Here is a 25,913-nt window from a genome sequence, read left to right on the forward strand (position 1 = left end):
TATGAAAAGGCATTTAATATTTTTCTTATTCTTGTTTTGCGCATTAATGGCGGTGGATGGTCGTAATAATCCACAGTTGGTTGATAAAAGGATGCATTTTGCAGATATTTATAAAGAGCCGGAAATCGCTCATTTTAGTGATGTTCCTCGTTATATATTCTACGAAGGTGAGCTTCATAATTACGTTATCTATACTTTTACCATACAGGACAGGTCCACTTTATTTATGGCTAATATGATGGGGACTGACACGGATTATACCTCGTTCCGTCTCAATTATAGACCATTAAACTCTACCGGTAGATTCAGAAAGAAAAGTTATAGTAGTGATAGTCACAAAGTAAAGGAGGTACTTAGTAATCAGGATAAATTTAATTTTACTTTTGACGAAGACCTTACACAAGTACATCTTCACTCTCCTGTATTGTATGAAGTCTTAGAACCTGGCGAATATGAGCTTTATAGTGTAGCGTCAGAGGATACGAAAAAACCTACCAAGAGGCTTGAAACCAACATTTATTTATCTCCGGTGGGAGTAAATGAATATACATCTGTTGATATAGGACATTTTACGAGGAATTTTTCTCAAGAAATAAGACTCGGAACTTTTAGCGGTGGAGATGTATATTGTAAATTTAGTTTGGATAGTATCAATATGATAAGTGTAGTTCCTTTGGACACTATAGGTGTAAATCCCATTCTAAAAATGGAAACTCTTTATCGATCGTTGGTTAGTAGCAATGAATATCCACTAAATGAGAACTCTTTACCGCAAATTAAAGATTTCAGATGTGGTGTAGGTGATTTTTATATTCATGCTTACTATCCGGATTCTGCATATCGGAAACCTAAACTACGTGTAACAGGTATTGTTGATAATGCGGGAATTGATTGGGAACACCCTTTGGAGGTCGGAAGTTTTTCGGATAGCCTGGATTATAGCACTTTCTATTATCCATATATGTTTGTTCCTTCGGGATCTTCTTCAAGGCCTTGTGTATATCATCGTTTCACAATAAAAGATACGATGGATATATCCATCATATCAGAAGAGTATCTGAACAATATCACCTTATACGATTCTACCCGTCATCTAGTTAGGAAAGAGGAGAAAGATGATTACTTGACAAGTCTTGATGTATTTGGGTTATCTCCGGGTACTTACTTTTTTGTAACAGAAGGAGGAAATGGTACTATTGTTATAAAAGTGAAAGGGAAAAAGTCTGTTCAACAATTGTCGGATATAAAGAATTATGTGTCAACAGAGAAAAGTATAATTAACACTCCTTTTGCTTCCGATTTGCAGGGACCGTTGAGCGCCACTCGTGAAATAGATTATCTTGATCCATTCGGCAGGACAGAACAGACAATACAATACGGTATAACTCCTGCATTAAACAGCCTGGTGAACAGAAAGGAGTACGATAGGATGTATCGTGATAGTTGTTCATGGCTTCCGGCTGTTTGTCCCGGTTCGGGCGACTATGTTTCATCATCCGATTTCAGAAAGCATATTCTTGAATTGTATAATGATGAGTATGCTTGTGAAAAATCTCTGTATGACGGTTCACCCCTGAACCGATTGACAGAGAAATACAATCCTGGAAAAGACTGGCATACTACGGGGCATAGTGAAAAGGTTTCTTATCAGACAAATTCAGGAACATCACAGATTCGACTATTTGAGGTGAACGGAGAAAAAGATAATCCCGTTCTGTCGCAAAAAGGATTTTATGCAACCGGAGAATTGGTAGTGGAAGAAAAAAAAGATGAAGCAGGGCTTCCTACACTTACCTATACCAATAAATTGGAACAAACCATTGTATCACGTACCATCAGTGGTGCAGATACGCTGGATACTTATCAAGTATATGATGATTTCGGGAATCTAGCTTTTGTTCTTCCACCGATGGCAGTCAGCAGTTTACAGACGCTTGGGCAGAAAGATGCATTAGATCTTTATGCCTATCAATATCGCTATGATGAGCTCAACCATTATAGAGGTAAGAAACTTCCTGGTGCGGAATGGATAGACATGTATTTCGACAAGGACGGAAAATTATTGAGAAGTCGAGATGGGGAGATGCGCAAAAGGAACGAATGGAAATGTACTTTTTATGATAAGTTGAGAAGAGAAGTAGTGACTGGCATTTATAAAGGTATGATGTCATACAGCAGCTCTGCATCTGTTGAGTTTGCTCCGGATAAGCCAAACAACCATTATGGTTATCTTTTTAGCAGTTATTTAAAAATGGACAGCCTGAATATCCAAAAGGTGGCATATTATGATACCTATCAATATAAAAAGGCTAATTCTTACTTCATTGCAGCAATGGATTATATAGATAGCAATGATTATGGACATCGATTTGGAGACGACTCTGAACAACTGAACTGCAAGAATTTGCAGACTGGAGTGATGACACGGGTTATCGGTACAGATCAAATGCTTTGTACCAGTACCTATTATGATTATTTTCAACGTCCGGTGCAAGTACGTAGCACGGATATAAATGGTAAGGTGCACGTTCAGAACATGGCGTATGATTTCTGCGACCACATTACAGCATCCAATGACAAAGTAGAAAATATCTCACTTGTCCAAACTAAAACTTATGACCATGCCGGACGTCTGTTGACAGAAGCTCGTTTGGTGAATGACTTGGTATCTGATACTCTTAGGTATAATTATGATGAGTTGGGACACATCGCCAATGTCAAAAGAGTGAACGGGAACCATTCACTAACCTCAACCAACCGTTATAACTTACGTGGCTGGCTGACTTCTATCGAAAGTCCGTTATTTTCCCAGAAACTATATTATACAGATGGCATCGGCACACCTTGTTATAACGGAAATATCAGTAGTATGACCTGGAAAACCAGTGCGAACCTGGATATTCGTGGTTATCGTTTTGAATACGATCTGTTATCCCGGCTAAAAAATGCTACTTACGGTGAGGGTGAAGATCTCTCTCTGAATGTCAACCGCTTCAATGAGCAAATAACGGGTTACGACAAAAATGGTAATATCTTGGGATTGAAACGATATGGACAAACTTCTGCCAATGGTTACGGATTAGTAGATAATCTGTCCGTCACCTTGAGTGGCAACCAACTGAAAAGGGTTGATGATTCTGTTTCGGGTTCCGCTTTTGGTGATAATTTTAATTTTAAAGACGGAGTAAAACAGAATACAGAGTACTTTTATGACGCCAATGGTAATTTATCGAAAGATTTGAATAAAAAGATAATCAATATTCAATATAATTACCTAAATTTACCGGACCGTATAGAGTTCGAAGATGGCAGCTCTATTTCTTACCTTTATGATGCAGCGGGCACAAAACACCGTGTTGTACATAGTATCGCAGGAAATACAACTACTACCGATTATTGCGGTAATGTGATCTATGAAAATGGGACTCCCAAGACTTTATTGACAGATGCCGGATTCGTATCTTTGAATGATAATAAGTATCATTATTACTTACAGGATCATCAGGGTAACAATCGGGTAGTGGTATCGCAGGATGGAGCAGTGGAAGAAGTGAATCATTATTATCCGTTTGGCGGTATCTTTGCTTCAACTTCCTCTGTTCAGCCTTACAAGTACAATGGGAAAGAACTGGATAGAAAAGGCGGACTGGATTGGTATGATTATGGAGCGAGAATGTATGATGCAGCGTTGGGTAGATGGCATGTGGTGGATCCGATGGCGGATAAGGATTATAGTTGGAGCGTGTATGTTTATTGTCAGAACAATACAATTAAATATATTGACCCAGATGGAAAGCAAGTAATACCTGTTCCAATGCCTTATGCACCTCTTCCATTCTATTCTCCGATAACGTATCCTCAAAGTTATAATTTGCCTTCGGATCAACAAATAATGAGACATGCATCAGGAAAGTTTGCAGAAGTTGGACAAATAATAACAGATACTCCTAGGATGTCTTATGCTTTTGGTACTCTTTTATACTATCAAGCGAAGAATGCTATTAGTCCGGAATATGAGCATCAGCGAAATAGAGAAAGGAAAAGCAAAGAGGAACTGGATAGGAATCAGGCGAATGTCGCAAAAAGCATTGATACTAATGTATCGGGGATGATGCCTAATGGAGACCCGGCTCCGAAAATAGACCCTAATGATAAAAGGAGAATAATCAAAGTTGGGAGAAAAGTAATAATAGGTCTAGCTGTAGATAGAGCATGTATGGAACTAACAAATCCTGATCCCACTCAAGATGCTTATGAAACTCATACAAATCAAGTTGAAGGTAAAAAAGAGTATTCGACAGATTATGTAGGGAATATTTATAATTGGATAAAAGAATTATTTAAATAAAAATGATATATGGGAGATATTTTTATACTGATATTTAAGAAGATTACTATTCTCAATAGTATTTTAATGATAGTTCATTGTTTATTCCATCCTGATTTTGGAGAATTTGACTATATGTATATGGTTGTAATATTGTTGCTAATATCGTGGATAGCATGGCTGATAGGTAAGGTGTTAAACTTATTGATAAGTAATAAAGAGCGAAAAGAAAAGAATACTAAAATAAATAATATTGTTGATTTTTTATATTTGAAATTTAGACAGGATATAGATATGACATATGCCGTTTTCTTTGCAATATATCTAGTTTTCTATAGGCACGAAAAAGCAATAGCTTATTTAATATTACTTCTGTTTGGACTATACCTTGGAAAAAAAATAGCAATAAGAGCTAACCGATATATAGTAGATCAAGCAAATAAAAAAAATACTCCTTAAAAACTTCAATATTATACCCCTTGATGTGAATAGCCAAGGTATGGTGAATTCACGTCGAGGGATATAAGCTACAAGATGGTATGTAATAAATGAACTAATTTTATCAAATAACTTATTACTATATGAGATATCTATTTATAGCAATATATAAAAAATCACTTCTGTGGTTCAGTTTTATGGTGATCCCCTATTGTATTTTTTCTTCTTTTTTATTTGAATATCCTACTCTAATATTTATTTTTAGGGTAATACTTGCAATTGCATTAGCTATTATAGTAATAGGTGGAATGATGAGTTATCTATTTCCTTATATAGAGATTCCCAAACGGTCATTGAAGGGGAAAGGTTTAATTCGGGCACTATATTTAAAATCTGATAGAATAATAACACAAGCATATTGTTGGTTTCTTGTGGTATATATAACTTTTTCTATTGAATATAAGTCTACATTATACAATTATTTGTTATTGTTTTTAATAGGATTATTTCTTGGATATAAGATAACAATAAGATCAAATAAATACTCTTTGGATGAAGCTAGCAGAAGGAAGCAAGCCAGTAAGGAAGAATCTCATACTCGCTAAGAGGACAAGAAATTAAAAATAAATAGTATGTTTAGAGTAATGCTGCAACAGGCACCCAATCAAAAATAAACGAAGAACATAATGCTTATGATATACTTGAACCTATTAAAAATAAATTAGATGACGTCTTTTGGAAGAGTTGGTAAATATCTTATGTATATACAAAAAATGCTGTATATTCTATGTCTTATAAAAATACTATTCTCGTTGTTTTTCTATGAGTACGAGTCTTCTTTCATGAAGAATATAACTTTTACTTTACCATTATTATTAGCACAGATTGTTATACCTATTATTAAAGGATATAAAATGAAAAATTCTAAACTTAGATATTATTTATGTTATTATTCTCACTTATGCTCTGTATTACCCTGACATAAGTTAACTAATAATTAATTTATATCAGGGTAATTTCTTTTTTTATTTTTTATAAACCAACTTATATGAAAACAATACTAATACTATTTGTTTCTTTTTTTATCAGTTTTAATAATTGTTTATCTCAAACTGTCCCTGATGAACGTGATAAACGGGAATATAAGGAGATAATAAGTTTATATCCAAAATCTCTTGTATCTCATTTTCCCAGAAAAATAGATGACAAGAAGATCGGACTTATGGCGTTGACATTTCCACGTGGTAAGTATTTAAGCTATATTCATTTGGCAATATCTTACGAAGATTCGGATATTGAAAAACTAAAGAAAAAAGTGACTCTAGAGGCAAAAGAGGTATATCATATTAAAGATTCCTGTTTAATGGTTATTCCTTATAATTATGATACTTTTGAGATAGTTACATTAGATTCAATACAAAATTGTGAATCTATTGATGTATTACCCATTCCTAATTTTCGTCTTTGGGAGAGCAAGTTTCCTTCCGACTTCTATGATAATGCCGTCCTGTATGTTCTAAATGCAGAAAAAGGTCGCTTTTTGAAAAAAGATCATCTTTCTAGATCAGGTATTGGCTTACCTGAAAGATGGTTGCATGGCTATACTAAAGGGCTTACTTTTTATAAGAACTATGTGGTTTATTGGCTTGAAGTTTGGTAATTCTTATATTTTTAAAGCTTAGAATCTTCCTCTGGTGCAAAATAATCATAATAGAGTAGTTTGCATCAGGGGAACTTTCTTATAAGCCAACTTACTCGATTCCGTTTTTAGATATGAAAAACGTAGTTAAATAGAGTATAGAGTCTTTCTATGACGCCAATGGTAATTTATCGAAAGATTTGAATAAAAAGATTGCTGGTATTCAATATAATTACCTAAATTTACCGGACCGTATAGAGTTCGAAGATGGCAGCTCTATTTCTTACCTTTATGATGCAGCAGGCACCAAACTACGTGTTGTTCATAGTATCGCAGGAAATACAACTACTACCGATTATTGCGGTAATGTGATCTATGAAAATGGGACTCCTAAGACTTTATTGACAGATGCCGGATTCGTATCTTTGAATGATAATAAGTATCATTATTACTTACAGGATCATCAGGGTAACAATCGGGTAGTGGTATCGCAGGATGGAGCAGTGGAAGAAGTGAATCATTATTATCCGTTTGGCGGTATCTTTGCTTCAACTTCCTCTGTTCAGCCTTACAAGTACAATGGGAAAGAACTGGATAGAAAAGGCGGACTGGATTGGTATGATTATGGAGCGAGAATGTATGATGCGGCATTGGGAAGATGGCATGTGATGGATCCATCAAGTGAAAAGTATTATGGAGTAAGTCCATATAATTATTGTGCGAATAATCCTGTAAAGTATATTGATCCAGATGGTAAAGATTGGTATAAAGTTCAAAATGAAGAAGGAATTTGGAAATATTCCTATAGCGCAGATATTCACTCGCAGAAAGATTTAAATAAAGTAGTGAGAAATGGAATGTATTTAGGAGTTACACATACGGAAAATAATATTTATTATAGTTTATTCGGAAGTAAAAAAGTGGCAGACTCTTTTGAGGGTGCTGTGTATCAGAAGATTGATAATGCAATTTTGACATCTGCTATTGCAGAGAAAAAAGTGAATAATTCTTTTGGAGGAGAAGATACTGGAAATCCAACTACAGACTTCTCTATTGAAGGAATAAACTCAAAAGAATCTAGATATTTAGGTCTTGATACACATAGAAATGAATATAATATAGAGTATGAAGGAAGTAGTAGTGGATTGTATAATGTCTTAGGTGGTAAAGGAGCAATGAAAGGGTATATGGAAAATTGGGTTGGAGACAGAGATATGCCGAAAGATATTGGAGGTTGGCAGAATGGGCAAAAAGCTTACCATATTAGATTTATGAATAAAAAAGGGGTTGATATACTTCATCTAAAATATTCTAAGTCTGCAGCCAATACATTAGTTGATAAATATAACCGATTGTTTTTTAATAGAGAAAAATGAAAAGATTTTTAGTTTATGCAATTACAGGACTTTTTCTAGTTATATATAGCTGCAAAAGTCTGCCTTCAGAAGGTGGTAATTCTATTGACTATGACTTTAAGTTTGACTTATATAGTCATGTAAAATGGTATTATCGCGCCAACTTGAAATATCCATCTGTCGAGGAATTGAAGAATTTTTGTTGGAAAATGATAGATGATGCTAATGATAACACATTCTCATCATTTAGTGATTTTGAAAAGTCTATTAATAAAAAAAGAACAGGACGCGAAGATTTGTTGCAATATTTATCCATGCATAAGGATGATATTTCATTTGAAATAAAGAACGAATCAATGGATGTTTTTTGGAAAGGTAAAAAATGGATGAAGTTTAAATTTGATTTATGTGAAATGATAAAAAAGAAAAGTTCTCTTTTTACTTATTTTTATAATTCTTCGGGTTATTGCAGTAAAGATTTTGATTACGAAGAAGAATTTTATATCATAAGAAAAGAAATACGTGATAAATATGTAACAGATACTATGCAGCGGAGTAAATTCCAACCCTGCCTTTTAAGATATGATAGAGACAGAGGATATCAGCTATATTCTCCATCAAAAAGCAGAATAAAACAAAGTATCTATCTGAATAAACTAGGTTGTGCTTTAGATACTTTTCTTCTAAATAGAGATATTCAAATGATCCAATTTGTAACAAATTTGCCAGAAGATTATTTTTCTAAAGAATAGTTGATATAGAATATTTATCTTGTTTTACCCTGACATAAGTTGGCTAATCATCAATTTATATCAGGGTAATTTCTTTTATTGGTGATAACTTTACTTACTTAGCCCAGTTTAGGTAAAGAAGGAATAAATAGTGTGTGTAGTGCTATTATGATGCAACGACAATTTATCGAAAGATTTAAATAAAAAGATAATCAATATTCAATATAATTACCTAAATTTACCGAACCGTATAGAGTTCGAAGATGGCAGCTCTATTTCTTACCTTTATGATGCACAGGCACTAAACTACGTGTTGTTCATAGTATCGCAGGAAATACAACTACTACCGATTATTGCGGTAATGTGATCTATGAAAATGGAACTCCTCTTCCTCTGCCATTCTATTATCCTTTGACGAACACACAATCTTATAGATTGCCTTCAGATCAACAGATAATGAGATATACATCAGGGAAATTCGCGGAATTAGGGCAGATTATAAATAATGCTCCTAAAATGTCTTATGCCTTTGGAACTCTTTTATTTTATCAGGCAAAGAATGCGATTAGTCCTGAATATGAGCATCAAAGAAAAAGAGACAGGAGGAATAAAGAAGGATTGGACCGGAATCAGGCGAATGTGGCGGAAAGTATTGATACTAACGTGTCGGGGGTGATGCCTAATGGTGATCCGGCTCCGAAAAGAAATCCAAAAGATGGAGGAAAGAAAACAATGGTAGGCATGATTCTTGGGGTTATAGGAACATTCTCGAAGGAAACATTAGACGTTACCAACCCTGACCCGTCACAAGATTCCTATGAAGTCTATACGAAAAAAGTAGAAAAAAAAGAAATATATGGTCCAACTATATGGGAGGAGTATTTTGATTGGAAAATAAACTTTTAATTTATAAATATATGAGATATCTTTTAATAGCAATATATGAAAAAACAGCTTTGTTAGGTAGTATAATCCTAATTGCCTATCGTATCTTCTTGCCTTATATATATAAGATTCCTTATCTGTCATCCAGTGTACAGATAATATTCTTAATTTTTTGGGCGATTACATTAATAGGCGGAATGATGAGTTATTTATTTCCCTATATACGGACTCCTAAACGACCATTGAAAGCAGAAGGAATCATTCGGACATTTTATTTGAAATCAGATAAAATAATAATGCAAGTCTATTGTTATGTTTTTGGAGCGTATGCAATTTTTTATTTAGATCGGGTATCTGTATTATTTGATTATCTAATGTTACTTTTACTGGGAATGTTTCTCGGATATAAGATAGCAGTGAGAGCGAATAAATACTCATTGGATGAAACTAGCAAAAAGAAGCAAGTCAGTAAGAAAGAATCTCATACTCGCTAAGATAATTTTATCCCCTGATATGAATAACCAAGCGGTTTAATTCATATCAGGGGATTTTTTATTTCTTATAAACCAACTTACTCGGAACTCCCTCCCCGAACAAATTATCACCCAGCGTCGTAATCTTATTTCCGGTAGCCAACACATAGCGGAGATTATCGCATCCCATAAAAGCACCGAACTCGATAGCCGTCACACTGGCCGGCAGCTCCAACGTGCCGCAAAGGCGACCGCAGTTGCTAAATACCCGCTGTCCGATAGATTTCAGATTATGAGGTAATTTCATATTCAACAGATACTTCTTCTGTGCGAAAGTGAAGTCGGGGATAGCCGTTGCGTTCGTTCTGGAAATATCGACAGAGACGAGATTCGGCATATAATCGCGGATCAGTTTGAAGTCGGCGTTATCCAGCTTGCCCTCAACGGTCAGGAAGTTGATGTCTCTGGGTTGCAGTCCCGCTTTCAGGATCTCTTCTTCCAGTTTGCCCATGGCGCCCACTTGCAGGGTAGTCTCTACCGGTTCCCCCTCGATAAACGCAAAGTTCTGCCATCTGTCCTTGTAGCGGTAAGAGTCGCTGCTGCCCAGGGGGACGAAGATAGCGGTAACGCTGTCTGCCAACGCTTCCGGCAACAGGTTGGGAGCTGTCTTCTTGCGGATCTGGCAGATTTTCAGGTTCTCGCAACCTTTGAAGGCGGCATCTTCGATATTCTTTGTTTTCTCCGAAAGAATCACTTTCTCCAGCGTGGCTTTGCCTTTGGTCACTCCGTCCACCACATTCGAGAATGCGTATGCAGGAATGAAGTTCGGCATATAAATATAGAATTTCCCGTTGGGATAAGTGCCCGCTTTTCCGCTGTACATCTTGATTTCAGCGTTCGAAATATCCAATACTTTCAGATTATCAAATTCGTCACGGAGATGGCGGAAGTCCTCCGCGTTCAGTTTTCCGGTCAGTGTGAGATGGGTGACACTGTTGGCTTCCTCTTCAGTCATCATGGAAATCAGCGTACCGGGCTTACTCACATAATACGTTTTACTCACTTGGGCGGCTGCTCCTAACGCATTAGCGGCCAATAAGAAACTTATCAATAGTAGTTTTATTTTCATAATTTTGTAGATTTGTTCTGACAAATATAGGAAAAATAGAGAATACATGATGTTTTTTTATGTTTTATATCTAATTTTGTAGCCGGATTAACAAATTGTAAAAATGGAGGCAGACAACATTGCTGGGGGCAAAGAACCCAAAAGACTTCCTGTGTGGGCTTGTATCCCGCTGTTTATTGTGATACTTTTCATCCTTCTTGGATTGTATGGTACGCTGGCCCGCGGATGTTTGTCGTTGGTGTTGGGTGTGGAAGCCCGCCATCCGGGAGTGGTGGGATACATTATCCTCGAAGCCAGTATGCTGCTCGCCGTTCTGACCGCCGCCATTCCTATGCTCCGCTTCGAACGCCGTCCGTTTTCTGATTTGGGGCTCTCCTTAAAAGGACACGTCAAGGGACTGTGGTATGGCCTCCTGATGGCAATCCTGCTCTATCTGTTCGGCTTCGGAATCTCGTTCGTCTTGGGAGAGATAGAAGTCACCGGTTTCCAGTTCAAGCCGTTGGATCTGCTGGGCTCGTGGGTGTTTTTCCTGCTGGTCGCCTTGTTCGAAGAGATACTGATGCGCGGCTATATCCTCGGACGCCTATTGCATACCACCATGAATAAATTCCTGGCGCTTTTCATCTCGGCAGCGTTATTCGCCTTTATGCACATCTTCAATCCCGAAATAGCTTTCCTGCCTATGCTCAACCTGTTGCTGGCAGGTATGCTGCTGGGAGCTTCCTATCTATATACGCGGAACCTGTGTTTCCCTATCTCGCTTCATCTTTTCTGGAATTGGATTCAAGGCCCCATCCTCGGTTATCAGGTAAGCGGAAACAACTTCACCACCAGTATGCTGACTTTGCGTATGCCCGAAGAAAACGTACTGAATGGCGGAGCCTTCGGTTTTGAAGGCTCGCTCATTTGCACAGTACTTATGATTGTATTTACGATTCTGATCGTGTGGTGGGGAGAGAAAAGAGAAGCAATCAGTCTTGCGGTACCCCGATCATGCTAAGTTGAATTCGTTTCCGGTCATAATCTACATTCATCACCCTCACCATGACGTGCTGATGGATGGACACCACTTCTGTCGGGTCGGAAATGAACCGTTCCGCTAATTGAGAAAGGTGTACAAGACCGTTCTCCTTAATTCCTATATCGACAAACGCCCCGAAATTGGTGATATTGCCTACAATGCCCGGAAGAATCATCCCTTCGCGCAAATCGGCTATGGTGCGTACGTTCTTGTCGAACTCGAAGACTTTGATAGCCTTGCGCGGGTCACGTCCCGGCTTGTCGAGCTCCTGCAGAATGTCCTGTAAGGTAGGCAGGCCGACGGTAGGAGTGATGTAGTCGGAAATATTGATCTTCCGGCGAAGTTCCTTGTCGGCTATCAACTCGTCGATGGTGCATTTCAGGTCTTTGGCCATTTGCTCTACGATGTGGTAACTTTCCGGATGCACGGCGGTATGATCCAACGGATTTTTAGCTCCGGGGATGCGAAGAAATCCTGCGCATTGCTCGAAGGCTTTGGCGCCCATGCGCGGCACTTTCATCAGTTCTTTCCGCGAACTGAAAGCTCCGTTTTCCGCCCGGTAATTGACAATGTTCTGTGCCAGTTGGGGGCCCAGACCGGATATATAAGTGAGCAGATGACTGCTTGCCGTATTGAGATTTACCCCGACTAGGTTCACGCAATTCTCTACCGTCTGATCGAGTGCTTTCTTCAGCTTCGTCTGGTCTACATCGTGCTGGTATTGCCCCACGCCGATGGACTTGGGATCTATCTTCACCAATTCTGCCAACGGATCCATCAGGCGGCGTCCGATGGAGACTGCCCCACGCACCGTTACGTCGTAATCCGGAAACTCGTCACGAGCAATTTTGGAAGCCGAATAAATGGAAGCCCCCTGCTCGCTGACTACAAACACGGGTATCTGGCGGTCGAAACTCTGACTGTTGATGAAATCTTCCGTCTCCCGGCTTGCCGTTCCGTTGCCGATGGAGATGGCTTCTATCTGGTAGGCCTCAATCATCTTGCGAAGTTTCGAAGCAGCCTCGCCGGTCTTGTTGATTGGAGGATGCGGATAGATATTCTCATTATGCAACAGATTGCCTTGTGCGTCGAGACAAACCACCTTACATCCGGTACGGAATCCGGGGTCGATGGCGAGCACCCGTTTTTGTCCCAATGGCGGAGCGAGAAGAAGTTGGCGGAGGTTTTCGGTGAATACGCGAATCGCTTCATCGTCGGCTTTCTCTTTGGATTGGGCGGCAAATTCTGTCTCAATGGAAGGCTTGAGCAACCGTTTGTAAGCATCCGTCGTGGCTTCGCCCACTTGCCGGCTACATTCGTTGTTGCCACGTACGAATTGGCGTTCCAAACGTTCGATGCAGGCCTCGTCGTCGGGATTGATAGACACTTTCAGCAACCCTTCCGACTCTGCCCGGCGGATGGCGAGCAGACGGTGGGACGTGCAACGTTTCAGTGGCTCGGAGAAATCGAAATAATCGCGGTATTTCGCTGCTTCTTCCTCTTTTCCTTTGACTAGTTTGGCCGTAATCTCTGCCTGTCGCCCAAACTGGTTACGTACCGCGTTGCGGGCACGCTCGTCTTCGTTCACCTGCTCCGCGATAATGTCACGCGCACCTTTCAGCGCGTCTTCCACATCTTTCACTTCACCTTTTACAAAGGAAGCAGCTTTGGCGCTAAGGTTGTTTTCCCGTTGCAACAGCAGGATGGTGGCAAGCGGCTCCAGCCCTTTCTGGCGGGCCACTTCGGCACGTGTCTTCCGTTTGGGTTTGTAAGGGAGGTATATATCTTCCAGTTCCGTCGGGTTCCAGGTGTCGTTGATGCGTTTCTCCAGTTCCGCAGTCAGTTTGCCCTGTTCGGTGATGGTGCCGAGAATCGTTTCTTTCCGTTTGGCTATGTCGCACAACTTATCGTGTTGCTCTTTGATCTGCTCTATCTGCACCTCATCCAGCCCGCCAGTGGCTTCTTTGCGGTATCGGCTGATGAAAGGAATCGTAGCACCTTCGCCCAAAAGATGGAGCGTGCTGCTTATTTGTCTTTCCGGTATGCCCAGAAATCCGGAAATCATCTTGTGAAATAATTCCATAATTTGTATTTTTTGACAGTAAATGAGCGACAAAAATACATATAAATCTGTTAAACCCGACAAGTTTTACTATATTTGCAACTCAATTAATGAATTAACACATCAAAACTGCATTATTATGCTGGGACGTCTTGGATATTTTTTTATCTGTTTTCTTTGGCTCCTGCAGTCATCGAAGGTCTTGGCTGTCTCTAACGATAAGAAACCTATTCTGATTATCTGTTCTTATAATCCGGCAGCGCACCAAACATCGGTCACTATTTCTGATTATATGGATGAATATAGTAAGTTGGGAGGACAGCGCGACATCATCATCGAGAATATGAACTGTAAAAGCTTCTCGGAAGCTCCGCTATGGAGCAAAATGATGACACAGATTCTTGCTAAATATCAAGGGGAAAAGCATCCGGCGCAGATTATCTTGTTAGGTCAGGAAGCATGGGCCGCTTATTTGTCGCAGCGGGATGAAATGCAGGTGAAAGTGCCCGTGATGTGCAGTCTGGCCAGTAGCAACGTGGTGATATTGCCGGAAGATACCGTGGAAAGCCTGGATAGCTGGATGCCCGAATCAGTCGATCTCTTCGACGACCATCTGAATATCCCCGAACTCAAATCGGGATTTATCAACCAATATGATATAGAGGGTAATATTCAGATGATTCAAGCCTTCTATCCGAAAACGAAACACATTGCCTTTATTTCGGACAACACGTATGGCGGAGTGACCATGCAAGCATTGGTGCGAAAAGAAATGAAGAAATTCCCCGATCTGGATTTGATTCTGATGGATGGACGGAAACATTCTATTTATACCATCGCTGAGGAGTTGAGGCAACTGCCCGAAAACACGGTGATCCTGGTAGGAACGTGGCGGGTGGATATGAACGAGGGGTATTTCATGAGAAATGCCACGTATGCCATGATGGAAGTTACCCCTACCATTCCGGCTTTTACCCCTTCATCGGTGAGTCTCGGTCATTGGGCGATAGGAGGGGTGTTGCCCGACTACCGGAAAGTGGGTGGAGAAATGGCTATGGAGTCTGTACAGATGGATACGCACCCGCAGGATACGGCGAAACATCTTTCGGTAATCGGCTGCAAAGCGGTATTGGATAGCCGGAAGGTGAAGGAATGGGGGCTGGACCCGGCGGTATTGCCTTTTAAAGTGCAGCTTGTCAACCAGCCGGTTTCGTTCTATCAGCAATATACTTATCAGATATGGTCTGCCTGTGCTTTGTTTGTGATTCTGGTGCTCGGCTTGTGCATCTCTCTCTTCTATTATTTCCGTACGAAACGCCTGAAAGATGAGCTGCTGAAATCGGAGAAGGACTTGCGCGTAGCAAAAGACAGGGCGGAAGAGTCTAATCGTCTGAAGAGTGCTTTCCTTGCCAATATGAGCCATGAGATACGGACACCGTTGAATTCGATTGTAGGATTCTCGGATGTATTGGCCGTTGGCGGTAGCACGGAGGAGGAACAGCAGTCTTATTATCAGATTATCAAAACCAATTCGGATTTGTTGCTTCGACTGATTAACGATATTCTCGACCTTTCACGTCTGGAGGCCAACCGGGTGACGCTGACTTGGGAGGAATGTGATGTGGTGCAGTTGTGCAGCCAGGTGGTAGCGTCTGTTAGTTTTTCGCGGCAGTCGTCGGAAAACCAGTTCTTGTTTACCACTTCTTTCGAATCTTTCCGGATGGTGACGGATGTGCAGCGTATGCAGCAAGTGATGATTAACTTGCTGTCCAACGCCAACAAGTTTACGAAATGCGGTAAGATCACATTGGACTTTTCTGTGAACGAGGAAACGCAAATGGCTGTCTTCTCGGTGACGGACACCGGATGCGGTATCCCGAAAGAAAAACAGGGACTTGTGTTCGAGCGTTTTGAGAAACTGAATGAATATGCCCAGGGTACCGGACTGGGATTGTCTATCTGTAAATTGATTGTGCACAAATGGAAAGGAAGTATATGGATCGACCCTGACTATACCGGTGGGGCGCGGTTTGTATTCTCTCATCCGTTAAATCTAAATATAGAAAAAGAATGAAACGAATCGTATTAATTTATGGCTTGCTTCTCTGCCTCGCTCTGTCTGTTGCGGCGCAGGAAAAGGTGGTGAAACTGAAGATTGTAGAAACAAGTGATGTACATGGCAATTATTATCCTTATAATTTTATAACCCGCCACGAATGGAAGGGGAGTCTCGCACGGGTTTATTCTTTCGTGCAGAAAGAGCGCGAACAATATAAGGAGAATCTGATATTGCTGGATAACGGCGATATTTTGCAGGGACAGCCCACTGCCTATTACTATAATTATATAGATACGGTGTCTCCCCATCTTTGCTCGGAAATGATGAATTATATGAAGTATGATGCCGGCAACATGGGTAACCATGACGTGGAAACGGGACGTGCCGTTTTCGACCGTTGGATCGCCACTTGTGATTTCCCAGTGTTGGGTGCCAACATCATAGATACATCTACGGGACAGCCCCATCTGGCTCCTTACAAAGTGTTGGAACGTGATGGTGTGAAGATCGTGGTATTGGGAATGATTACCCCTGCCATCCCTGCATGGCTCTCCGAAAACCTGTGGAAAGGATTGCGTTTCGACGATATGGAAGAGACGGCACGCAAATGGATGAAGGTTATCCGTGAAAAAGAGAACCCGGATTTGGTGATCGGCTTGTTTCATGCCGGACAGGAGGCTTTCAAAATGTCGGGCAAATACAACGAGAACGCTTCTCTCAACGTAGCGAAGAATGTGCCGGGATTCGATATCGTATTGATGGGGCACGATCATTCCCGCGAATGTAAGAAGGTGATGAATGTTGCCGGAGACTCGGTGTTGATTATCGATCCGGCCAGCAATGGGATCGTTTTGTCTAATGTAGATGTGACCTTGAAACTGAAAGATGGAAAGGTGCAGAGCAAGGACATCAAGGGTGTCTTGACGGAAACGGAGGCTTACGGAATCAGCGAGGACTTTATGAAGCGTTTTGCCCCGCAATATGAAACGGTGCAGAAGTTCGTTTCGAAGAAAATCGGCACTTTTACCGAAAGTATCTCCACTCATCCTGCTTTCTTCGGCCCTTCTGCCTTTATCGACCTGATACATACCTTGCAGCTCGACATCACCGGTGCCGACATCTCGTTTGCCGCTCCGCTTTCGTTTGACTCGGAAATAAAGAAGGGGGATGTATTTGTGAGTGATATGTTCAATTTATATAAGTATGAGAACATGCTGTATGTGATGACTCTGTCCGGAAAGGAGATTAAGGATTTCTTGGAGATGTCTTATTATATGTGGACGAACCGGATGAAATCGCCGGAAGATCATCTGCTCTGGTTTAAGGAGAAGCGTCGTGAAGGTGCGGAGGATAGAGCGTCTTTCCAGAATTATAGCTTTAATTTCGACTCGGCTTCGGGCATTATTTATACGGTGGATGTCACTAAACCGCAGGGCGAGAAGATAACGATCAAAAGCATGGCTGATGGTTCTCCTTTCCGCATGGATAAGATATATAAGGTGGCCTTGAATTCTTACCGTGGCAATGGTGGCGGAGAATTGCTGACGAAAGGGGCGGGCATCCCGCAGGAGAAGTTGAAAGACCGCATTATTTTCTCTACGGATAAGGATCTCCGTTTCTACCTGATGAATTACATTGAGGAGAAAGGAACGATGAACCCGAAAGCGCTCAATCAGTGGAAGTTTGTTCCGGAAAAGTGGACGGTGCCGGCTGCCAAACGTGATTATGAATATCTGTTCCGGTCTGTTCGATAAGTATCTAAAAGTGTTCATTATGTCCGATAATGCTCCCGATTGGCTTGTATATCTGATTAAATGCTGGTATATTTGTCGCCAAAAAGAGAGAGAGTATGGATATTCAAAGTGTTCCGAAAGTAGGTATTTCTTCGGTAGTTCATTCTAAACATATAGATGCCGACAACATTGATGTTGTTGATAATGATATAGCGCTTTTCGATACGGAGAGCGTTATATCGTTGTATAACGGGCCTACCAAACTGGAAGTGTTGACGGTGGGGCTTTGTCTGGAGGGTACCGGTACTTTTAAGATTAGTTTGCGTGAATTTCAATTGTGTCCCGGATTGATGGTGATAGCACTGCCTAATCAGATTATCGAGCAGCGGTATTTCAGTCACGATTTTAAAGGCATTTTCTTTGCTGTGTCGAAGAACTTGCTGGAGACGTTGCCTAAGATCGGAAATGTGCTTTCTTTGTTTTTCTATCTGAAAGATTATCCGTGTTTCGACCTCACTCCGCACGAGCAGGAGGTGGTGAAGGAGTATCACGCGTTTATCAGGAAACGGTTGAGGAATAAGGAAGCTTTATATCGTAGGGAAGTGGTAATGGGACTGATGCAGGGGTTCTTTTTCGAGCTTTGCACTATTTTCACTAATCATGCACCCGCAAACGCTACTACGATGAAGAATAAAAGCCGGAAAGAGTATATCTTCGAACGCTTTTATGAGTCTCTGGTGGAGTCTTACCAGTCTGAACGCAGCGTAAAATACTATGCCGACCAACTGTGTCTGACGCCGAAACATCTTTCGGGAGTCGTGAAAGAAGTCAGCGGAAAAACGGTGGGAGAGTGGATTGATGAGTTGGTGATTCTGGAAGCGAAAGCCCTCCTGAATTCTTCAAGTATGAATATACAGGAGATTGCCGACCGGCTGAATTTTGCAAACCAGTCTTTCTTCGGGAAATATTTCAAGCATTACACCGGTATGTCTCCAAAAGAATACCGGAAAAGCCGCTAAAATCATAGAACGCCGGAGCGTACACGGCTTAGTGTCTCCGGTGTCATCAGAAGATAGGAAGCGATGTGTGCCAGAGGCGCGCGTTTGATGATTTCCGGATGTGTTTCGAGCAGGAGGTTATAGCGTTCGCGAGCGGACTCGAAACGCCAGGAGTCTGCTTTAACCTGTGATACAATTAAAGAGTATTCCAATATCTTTTGATAGAACATGTTGATTTCCCAGTTTTCCCTCGCTAATTTTTGTATCATGTCGCGGGGGAATAAGTAAATAATGGAAGGTTCAAGAGTTTCCACGATTAGCCGGGTGGGTACTTGTTTCAGAAAACTTTCAATGCACATCACGATACATCCTTCGTATGAGAAATGTTCGGTCACGTCTTTCCCGTTTTTGTAATAGTACTGCCTAAGCATGCCTTTTCCTACAAAAACAAGTTCGTGGGCTACTTCTCCTTCGTTTAGCGCTATGGCTCCTTTGGGGAATTCTTCACGAATCAGTATGCTTTCTATCTGCCGTCTTCCTTCTATACTCATCTCCGGAAAGCGGGAATTGACAACAGCATTTACAGTCTCTCTTAATAGTGTATCCATGTCTTTTCTGTCTTGATGTGTGCAAAAATACTAAAAACGGTTGACATAAATCAAGGGTGGTATAAAAAAGATGTATCTTTGTCCGCAAAATCAAGAAGTAAGGTGATTATGAATAAGATAATAGGCTTGGCAGTGTTGCTGTTTTGTTTGAGTGGTTGCGTTAGGGATAATGATGCTATTTATTATCCGGTTGGCAACGTGGATGTGGAAAGAGGCGGTCCGGCTTTGGAGGCAGGAAAGGGAGATTTGATAGCCCGAAGTTATAATACCGAAGATTATGTGTTGGACACGCTTGCGCAATATCCGGGTGACCCGACTCTCGGTAAACTGACATTTATGATTAACCTGAAAAATCAGTCGGCGGATCAGGAAGTAGATGGTTTTAATGGCGTCGGCCGGTCTAAACTAACGATGAGCCTTGGATATAAAGACGGTAACTATCCGGTAGAAAGTCAAGTCCCTGTTTATACCTCGTCTGACGTGACTGCCAGTTATGCGATCAAACTCCGCTTGAAAGGGGAACTGACCTTAACGGGAGACGAATGGATGATTGACTATGTGTATGCCCAATTAGCGGGCTTATTCCAGCCTTATCCGCCTACGTCTTTCCCGGAAGTGTTTATGTGTAAAGGAGGTGAGCAACCATTCGCTACTTTCGATTCTTTCCGTAGAACCTGGACGTTTGATATAACCTATGATCGTTCCAACCTTTCTTTCAGCCAACTGTATTTCAACTTGTTCGTAAACCTGGCCGGGCAGAAGAGGGAAGAAAGAGTCCGGTTGAGAATAGATAAAGAATCTTACTTTGAGATCTATAAAGAAAAAGAGGAAATGTAGTTTAGCTGCATTTCCTCTTTTTCTTTATAGGTAGGTACATTAATGGGATAGCACGATAACTATGCGAGATGAAAATTTGCGCAAAATTTGCATTTTTCTTTTGAAAATACCTCTTTATATCGCTTAAAAACGATATTTTGAGATAAATATAAGGCAATAAAAAAGCCTCTTACTTGCTAGTAAGAGGCTGATAATCAGATAGTAGTGGGTACGAGAATCGAACTCGTATTACATGCGTGAGAGGCATGTGTCCTAACCGTTAGACGAACCCACCGGAGTTTGATAGATTAAAAAGAGCCAAGTCTTTAAAACTTAGCTCTTTTTTATATTGAGATTTTTTGCGGAAGCTGGGGGATTCGAACCCCCGGTACCCTTACGAGTACGTCAGTTTAGCAAACTGGTGGTTTCAGCCACTCACCCAAACTTCCTTGAACCCGCATTCTCTCTCAAATGCGGTGCAAATATAGGGGGAACTTTTGGACTACGCAAATCTTTTAGCAAGATTTTTTTTACCTGTTTTTTGTAAAATGAGATAACCTGCTATGTTTCAAATGTTAAACGGAAGATTTTTTTTTTCGAAAGCTTTTAATTTTTATCGATGGAATGGGAACTTGAAACATATTGACGCTATCCGCTTATTATAGTGACGGTATCTTCATGGGATAGGGTAAATATCCGGATGGGATAGTGACGGTATATTTGACGTAAGAAAAGGACATAAAAAAAGGCTATCTATCCCAGACAGCCAATCTTTTTGTTAACCTTAAATCTAATACTATGAAAAACACAGTACAAATACCTCAAATCCGCAACTAAGCCCTTGAACGTCCTTATTGCGTTTACACGTCCTCTCATTACTGAATTTGCAGATAATTTGAACTTGAAGCACCCACTTCTGCCTACAATATCCCCTTACCCCACAATGTGACTTGAGGCAATACACAATATCATTCCCATAAGTTGTAGGCATTATCCAAAATCAGTCTGGAAAACATCTGCGTAAGCATTATTACAGGTATAGATGTTCAGCACATACCGCCTTGATGTCCTGATCCACTTGGCTGGTACAGAGATAAACCTGAAGACAAACGCTTTTATGCGACTTGTTGCATTGAGCCCGAACTTCTTTACGTCAAGTCTTTGAATAATGGCCTTGTAAAAGTTACGGATAAGTGCTGTAAGAAGAAGGAACACTGTGTTCTCTGCCATGAAGGATTTGGGCAATCTGTCCCACCCGAAACCATTGTTCATATCATCGAAGATACGTTCCTTTCCTCCACGAAGGTTATAGAACTCGACAATTTCTCTTACGGAAGAATCATAGTCGTTAGTCAGGATACAACGGTATGTGTATTCTCCTTCCCAAAAATCCTGCACACCATCCATCCGTTTCTGTCTTTGAATCACAAGTCGATATGCCTTACCTTTCCACTTCTCAACAAGGATAGAGTTCAATTCAAACTCAATGCCATTGATTTCCTCAGTTTTCCAGCCTTTGAGAGCAAAGGTGTCATTGTAGATCGAACTGCAGCGGTTAGCACGGATATAGAAGGACTTGCAGTGTTTTTCTATTTCCTCCACGATTTCCTCGGAACATGATCCACAATCAGCTCTGAAGCGATTGATAGTGAGCCCATTCTGTTCAAATCTCGCAAAGAACCTCTTCAGCGTGTCCTTCTGATGGAAACGAACATTTGTGTTACCATCGCTATTCTCTATACCGACTATCAAATCGCCAATAACCGCCACGCCAGGGCGATAACCAAGGAACTTCTTGTATGTAGGCTTTGCATCATACTTCTCTGTCTCTATGAACTGATGGTCGAAATCAACATCATACATCTCACCCTCTTTCAGTTGGCCAGATGCAAATATACAATTGAGCAATAAAGTATTGAGAGTGTCAGCCGTATTGAAATCGTAGGTCTTGCCCATATCTGATGTGTATGAAATGTTTTCTTGCGTCAACTCCTTTATCGCCCTGAGGATAGTATCAGAGCTACAAGTGCGAAGTGTCGGATGAAGCGAGAGGTGGTTCATCAAATGAGTAGTGACATCCTCAATACATGAACCGCTACAGAAGTAGATACTCATGAGAGAACGGATGATTTCGCTGTACTGATAACCGAACGATCTACACCTTAGACCGAGGGTTGAGTCGATTACAGATGATAATGTGGAGTCAAATTGCTCCATGATTGAAAATAATCCCCCAAAAGGAGTGAGTCTCTCAGATTTAATTTGTATCTTCGCCATGTCTATCGTCGGATTCTCTTGTTTTTTTTGCAACACTAAGATAAGTGAAAATTCTGACATGGCAAAATCCTGAGCAACTTTTTGTTGCTCAGGTACTTAAAAAGTTTAATTTATAATAGTGTTGCGGAATTAAGGAAATATACGGACTTCTGTCAACTTTGCAAATAAAACAAGAAAAAAGAGATGTTTTATAACATTGATTAAATATTTGATTCCTCGATTCTATTTTTATTAAGACTTTCGGCGTTTTGAATGCTATATTCCCAATATTTATCACATAATTTCAGATAGCTGGTCTCGGCACTCTTGCCACCTAAAGAAATAGCGTACATCTTTGTCTGTTTCGCTTTTGCGTGTTCGATGGTTCGGGATAGTAGTTGATCGACAGGACGCATCTCAAAGTCCGATACGGTGATAATGTCCGCTTCCATATATCCTTCTTCGCTGATCTTTCGCAAAGCATGTGTGATAACAGGTTCCATATCGGTTCCGCCATGAAAGGATTGGCATAAGAAATCGACCAGGCGATCGAAACTGCTGCCTAAGTCTGTGATTTCAATGCACTCGATATCATCGGAAAACAGGATGACGTAACATTTTCGGTGTTGCACTTCCGTCAGTTCGGCAATGGCAAGTAGGGTGGATTTCGCGATTCTTTCCCGTTCGCCTGCCATGGAACCGGAAGTGTCCAGACAAACAATGAAAGGGCCTTCGGCTTCTTCGGAAACTTCGTTCCCTATTGTTTTCTTGTCGTTGATGGTTTGCTTTTCGTGTGATTGATAGTCGATGACTTGCAATCTCTTCTCAATGAAACGCTCAAAGAAAATGGGTTGCAGGCTTTTTTCAGCCAGATAACAATATTCCAAGGGAAGAAGGCTGTTTAAGTCGTTTCCTTCGCAAATACCTGCAATATCACTTCGGGTGGCATGAGATATAATTTGTTCCCGATGAATACCGGCAGTCATTTTGAAACGTTTCCGGCTGCTTTGGTGTTTCTTGCCTAAGATTTCTACCAGTTCATGGATAACGGGATTTCGTTTGATCGTTTCTTCGTATTCTAAAATCTGTTCTGCTATCTGTTTATGGTTGCGGAGTAACCAGACGAGGCGTGAGCCGCCACGCACCGGAAGGTTTTTGGCAAGTGATAGCTGAAGACGGTAGAAATCATCACAAAGCCGCTCGATATGTTCCATCTGATAGTTGAACTCGTTGTTCGAGAGCAGTGTGTGCCATTTGTCGAAGAAGAGAGTCCGCAACGCTTTCCATTCTTTAGAGCGCGGGCTGATTGCGTCAAAACGCTGGAGGTAGTATTTTACGTTGAGGTCTACCAGGTGATATTTCATCGAGAACGGGTAGGCGCTGTTTTTTAGGAATTGGAGAAACTTGGTGTCGGATGCTTCATTCATTTCATGAAAGTATTCCCATTGCGACGCGTAGTGGGAGTAGAAATCTTGCAGGGAGGGTTGCGTGTGACGAAAATACCGGTGAATGTCCGCATCCAGTTCTTCGGGACGGATAATCAGGTTGTGCAGTTGTTCGTCGTACACATCGTAGGCTATTTCCTGCAATTTCTCATAATAAATGTCTTGCAGGTGTTTGAGCCTAATACTCTCTGTTCTCTTGTTCATGGGCATGAGCGATGATGCGGAGTTCGTTCCGGTAATTCTCTATGATATGTGCAGTCTCTCCTAAGATGCGTTTTATCTTGCTTTTTTGCGATGGGCTTAAGAAGAGATGCTCTTTTGTATATGCTGTTTCCCGCTCGGAGATTGTTTTATATTCCACTTCCATTTGATGCAGCAAGTCGATCACTTCCTGCAATGTAAATTCGAACGGAGTATTGCCATCCTGTTGTGCGGGCAAAGGGTCGCAATTGTCATAACATAGTAACGGATATTCCTGATTGTTGACGAAAACAGACCGTCTTCCTTTTCGGAGGGAATAGATATTCTTTTGCGCGATATTTCTGTTTTTTACAAAATCGTAGGCTTTCAGGATTTTGTTGACCGGACGGAATTTATCCTGCTGGATATAAAACAGCCGGTTGCTGTCTTTCTTCAAAGACTGGTAATCGGAAGCAAAAATGAGTAGGTTTCCGGCAATGTGATAACCTTCTATGCGATGATAGAAGGTGTCTACGACCTGGATTCCCGGATCGCTAAGTTCACGCAGGCTGTGTTCGGACTTCATGTTTTCTTTCAGTGTGTCCAGTTTTTGTTCCAGCCGTTTTTCTCCTAACAGATAGGTGTTGATGCCTCGTGCTATCGACTGTTCTACAATCTCTTCGATAATGGGGAGCTGCGAAATTTCATCCCATAGGCAGGCGCTCATCAACAGGCAGTCGGAGAAATGAATTCCCGGAGATTCATTCAGATAGGCTGATGTGCGGAGCAGACCTACTATTTTCTTCCAGCGGCGGTCGGATACATAGATAGGAGGGGTGTTTTCATCCCGTCCTGTGTTGTATTGTTCAATTTCTCGTTTGATATTGTGAATCAGCTCGAAGATGGTATAGTGAATACCTACTTTTTCGCTTTCAGCTTGTATCTGGTTGTATAATTCATCGTTCACTTGGAGCTTTTCAGGGATTTCAGGTTCTATCTCCCGCGTAGAAGAAATCATCTGATCGAACGCATATTCCTGTTCGATACATCCGACAAACTGACGGATCAGGAAACGGTCGTATAAGGCTTCCAGTCCTTCACCTTTTGCCGGCAGTTCGTTGGAAGCGGCAATTAATGCTTTCAGGGGTACACGCACCGTAAATTGTCCGTTGCGGTATATCTTTTCATTGATTACCGTCAAAAGGGAATTTTGGATAGCAGGGCCGGCTTTCCATATTTCATCCAGAAAGACGATTGATGCTGTCGGCAGGTATCCTTTTGTAATGCGTTCGTACGTATCTTCATCCTTCAATTTTGAGATGGAGACGGGACCGAATATTTCGTCCGGTGTACTGAAGCGGGACATCAGATACTCAAAAGCATCTGCGTCTTTAAATGCCAGTTTGAGCCTGCGTGCTACCAAACTCTTGGCTACTCCCGGAGGGCCCAGCAGAAAGATACTTTCCCCTGCCATGGCGGATAGCAGAGACAGTGCGATGGTATGCTCTTTTTCGAATACTCCCTCATTGAGAGACTTCAATAATTGGGTGATATGCGATTTGATAGACTTCATGTGACGGATAATTTCATGTGTTGTTAGCAAGAGGCAAAGATACAAGAATTCTTTGAAATAGACTTCACCGGAGGGATTTACTCCTAGATTTAGGCAATTTCCTCCCGATAAGTAGGAGTTTTCAGTTTCATGGGGAAAATTCATTCTCTACTTTTGTTCTATCGAAAGATAAATGATATATAAAA

The 25,913-nt window shown here is 41.0% G+C and carries 18 protein-coding genes, 2 tRNA genes and 3 pseudogenes; 14 read left to right on the forward strand and 9 right to left on the reverse strand.

Features of this window, described 5'->3' with window-relative positions; genetic code table 11:
* Nucleotide 1 precedes the first annotated feature (1 nt).
* The 9 genes and pseudogenes from INE92_RS04450 (at nucleotide 2) to INE92_RS04480 (ending at nucleotide 9,869) form a co-directional block, all read left to right on the forward strand.
* Nucleotides 2-4,348 carry a DUF6443 domain-containing protein gene (locus INE92_RS04450; protein WP_212701973.1) on the forward strand — a complete coding sequence of 1,449 codons (4,347 nt, stop codon included), beginning with the start codon at nucleotides 2-4 and terminating at the stop codon, nucleotides 4,346-4,348.
* A 9-nt stretch (nucleotides 4,349-4,357) separates the two neighbouring features.
* Complete coding sequence (locus INE92_RS04455; RefSeq protein ID WP_008644180.1) at nucleotides 4,358-4,786, forward strand: hypothetical protein; 429 nt, start codon at nucleotides 4,358-4,360, stop codon at nucleotides 4,784-4,786.
* Nucleotides 4,787-4,908: 122 nt separating this feature from the next.
* Nucleotides 4,909-5,370 carry a hypothetical protein gene (locus tag INE92_RS26865; RefSeq protein ID WP_229096892.1) on the forward strand — a complete coding sequence of 154 codons (462 nt, stop codon included), beginning with the start codon at nucleotides 4,909-4,911 and terminating at the stop codon, nucleotides 5,368-5,370.
* A gap of 443 nt (nucleotides 5,371-5,813) precedes the next feature.
* Complete coding sequence (locus INE92_RS04460; protein ID WP_008644190.1) at nucleotides 5,814-6,425, forward strand: hypothetical protein; 612 nt, start codon at nucleotides 5,814-5,816, stop codon at nucleotides 6,423-6,425.
* A 140-nt stretch (nucleotides 6,426-6,565) separates the two neighbouring features.
* Nucleotides 6,566-7,162: pseudogene (locus INE92_RS04465) on the forward strand (RHS repeat-associated core domain-containing protein); the annotation flags it as partial.
* A gap of 614 nt (nucleotides 7,163-7,776) precedes the next feature.
* A complete protein-coding gene (locus tag INE92_RS04470; RefSeq protein ID WP_055236401.1) occupies nucleotides 7,777-8,511 on the forward strand; it encodes a hypothetical protein in 735 nt (244 codons plus the stop codon).
* A 154-nt stretch (nucleotides 8,512-8,665) separates the two neighbouring features.
* Nucleotides 8,666-8,874: pseudogene (locus INE92_RS27225) on the forward strand (hypothetical protein); the annotation flags it as partial.
* 72 nt (nucleotides 8,875-8,946) lie between these two features.
* Nucleotides 8,947-9,396 carry a hypothetical protein gene (locus INE92_RS27230; protein WP_229096890.1) on the forward strand — a complete coding sequence of 150 codons (450 nt, stop codon included), beginning with the start codon at nucleotides 8,947-8,949 and terminating at the stop codon, nucleotides 9,394-9,396.
* Nucleotides 9,397-9,407: 11 nt separating this feature from the next.
* The gene (locus INE92_RS04480; RefSeq protein ID WP_008997737.1) at nucleotides 9,408-9,869 is read left to right on the forward strand and encodes a hypothetical protein; all 462 of its coding nucleotides are present in this window, start codon (nucleotides 9,408-9,410) and stop codon (nucleotides 9,867-9,869) included.
* Between the two features lie 58 nt (nucleotides 9,870-9,927).
* Here INE92_RS04480 and INE92_RS04485 read toward each other — a convergent pair whose 3' ends face one another.
* Nucleotides 9,928-10,977 carry a leucine-rich repeat domain-containing protein gene (locus tag INE92_RS04485; RefSeq protein WP_008770942.1) on the reverse strand — a complete coding sequence of 350 codons (1,050 nt, stop codon included), beginning with the start codon at nucleotides 10,975-10,977 and terminating at the stop codon, nucleotides 9,928-9,930.
* A 103-nt stretch (nucleotides 10,978-11,080) separates the two neighbouring features.
* Between INE92_RS04485 and INE92_RS04490 the strand changes: the two genes are divergently transcribed.
* On the forward strand, nucleotides 11,081-11,977 hold the full coding sequence (locus tag INE92_RS04490) for a CPBP family intramembrane glutamic endopeptidase (protein WP_151921491.1): 897 nt from the start codon (nucleotides 11,081-11,083) through the stop codon (nucleotides 11,975-11,977).
* Here INE92_RS04490 and INE92_RS04495 read toward each other — a convergent pair.
* Nucleotides 11,949-14,081, reverse strand: coding sequence for a Tex family protein (locus INE92_RS04495; RefSeq protein WP_008644202.1), 2,133 nt, complete (start codon nucleotides 14,079-14,081; stop codon nucleotides 11,949-11,951). The two genes, INE92_RS04490 and INE92_RS04495, sit on opposite strands and share 29 nt — an antisense overlap.
* A 118-nt stretch (nucleotides 14,082-14,199) precedes the next feature.
* Here INE92_RS04495 and INE92_RS04500 point away from each other — a divergent pair, with 118 nt between their 5' ends.
* The 3 genes from INE92_RS04500 (at nucleotide 14,200) to INE92_RS04510 (ending at nucleotide 18,871) form a co-directional block, all read left to right on the forward strand.
* A complete protein-coding gene (locus INE92_RS04500) occupies nucleotides 14,200-16,134 on the forward strand; it encodes a sensor histidine kinase (RefSeq protein ID WP_195435862.1) in 1,935 nt (644 codons plus the stop codon).
* Nucleotides 16,131-17,873 carry a bifunctional metallophosphatase/5'-nucleotidase gene (locus INE92_RS04505; protein ID WP_195435860.1) on the forward strand — a complete coding sequence of 581 codons (1,743 nt, stop codon included), beginning with the start codon at nucleotides 16,131-16,133 and terminating at the stop codon, nucleotides 17,871-17,873. Before INE92_RS04500 ends, INE92_RS04505 begins: the two co-directional genes overlap by 4 nt.
* 95 nt (nucleotides 17,874-17,968) lie before the next feature.
* Complete coding sequence (locus INE92_RS04510) at nucleotides 17,969-18,871, forward strand: helix-turn-helix domain-containing protein (protein ID WP_008022062.1); 903 nt, start codon at nucleotides 17,969-17,971, stop codon at nucleotides 18,869-18,871.
* A gap of 2 nt (nucleotides 18,872-18,873) precedes the next feature.
* Here INE92_RS04510 and INE92_RS04515 read toward each other — a convergent pair whose 3' ends face one another.
* A complete protein-coding gene (locus INE92_RS04515) occupies nucleotides 18,874-19,458 on the reverse strand; it encodes a Crp/Fnr family transcriptional regulator (protein ID WP_004316331.1) in 585 nt (194 codons plus the stop codon).
* A gap of 15 nt (nucleotides 19,459-19,473) precedes the next feature.
* Between INE92_RS04515 and INE92_RS04520 the strand changes: the two genes are divergently transcribed.
* Nucleotides 19,474-20,295: a DUF3845 domain-containing protein gene (locus INE92_RS04520; protein ID WP_049702965.1), complete on the forward strand. Its 822-nt coding sequence runs from the start codon at nucleotides 19,474-19,476 to the stop codon at nucleotides 20,293-20,295.
* A gap of 202 nt (nucleotides 20,296-20,497) precedes the next feature.
* Here the strand turns inward: INE92_RS04520 and INE92_RS04525 are convergent.
* From INE92_RS04525 to INE92_RS04545, 6 genes and pseudogenes are all read right to left on the reverse strand, one after another.
* Nucleotides 20,498-20,569: transfer RNA gene (locus INE92_RS04525), tRNA-Glu, on the reverse strand.
* 67 nt (nucleotides 20,570-20,636) lie between these two features.
* A tRNA-Ser gene (locus INE92_RS04530) sits at nucleotides 20,637-20,723 on the reverse strand.
* Between the two features lie 304 nt (nucleotides 20,724-21,027).
* Nucleotides 21,028-21,252 (reverse strand): annotated as a pseudogene (locus INE92_RS26875) (hypothetical protein).
* A 12-nt stretch (nucleotides 21,253-21,264) separates the two neighbouring features.
* Nucleotides 21,265-22,551: an IS1380-like element ISBf12 family transposase gene (locus INE92_RS04535; protein WP_009040242.1), complete on the reverse strand. Its 1,287-nt coding sequence runs from the start codon at nucleotides 22,549-22,551 to the stop codon at nucleotides 21,265-21,267.
* Between the two features lie 200 nt (nucleotides 22,552-22,751).
* Nucleotides 22,752-24,179, reverse strand: coding sequence for a vWA domain-containing protein (locus INE92_RS04540; protein ID WP_195435858.1), 1,428 nt, complete (start codon nucleotides 24,177-24,179; stop codon nucleotides 22,752-22,754).
* Nucleotides 24,154-25,728: an AAA family ATPase gene (locus INE92_RS04545; RefSeq protein ID WP_195435856.1), complete on the reverse strand. Its 1,575-nt coding sequence runs from the start codon at nucleotides 25,726-25,728 to the stop codon at nucleotides 24,154-24,156. The genes INE92_RS04540 and INE92_RS04545 overlap by 26 nt, the downstream gene beginning before the upstream one ends.
* Nucleotides 25,729-25,913: the final 185 nt, after the last annotated feature.

Source organism: Bacteroides xylanisolvens (genome assembly GCF_018289135.1).
Lineage (GTDB): Bacteria > Bacteroidota > Bacteroidia > Bacteroidales > Bacteroidaceae > Bacteroides > Bacteroides xylanisolvens.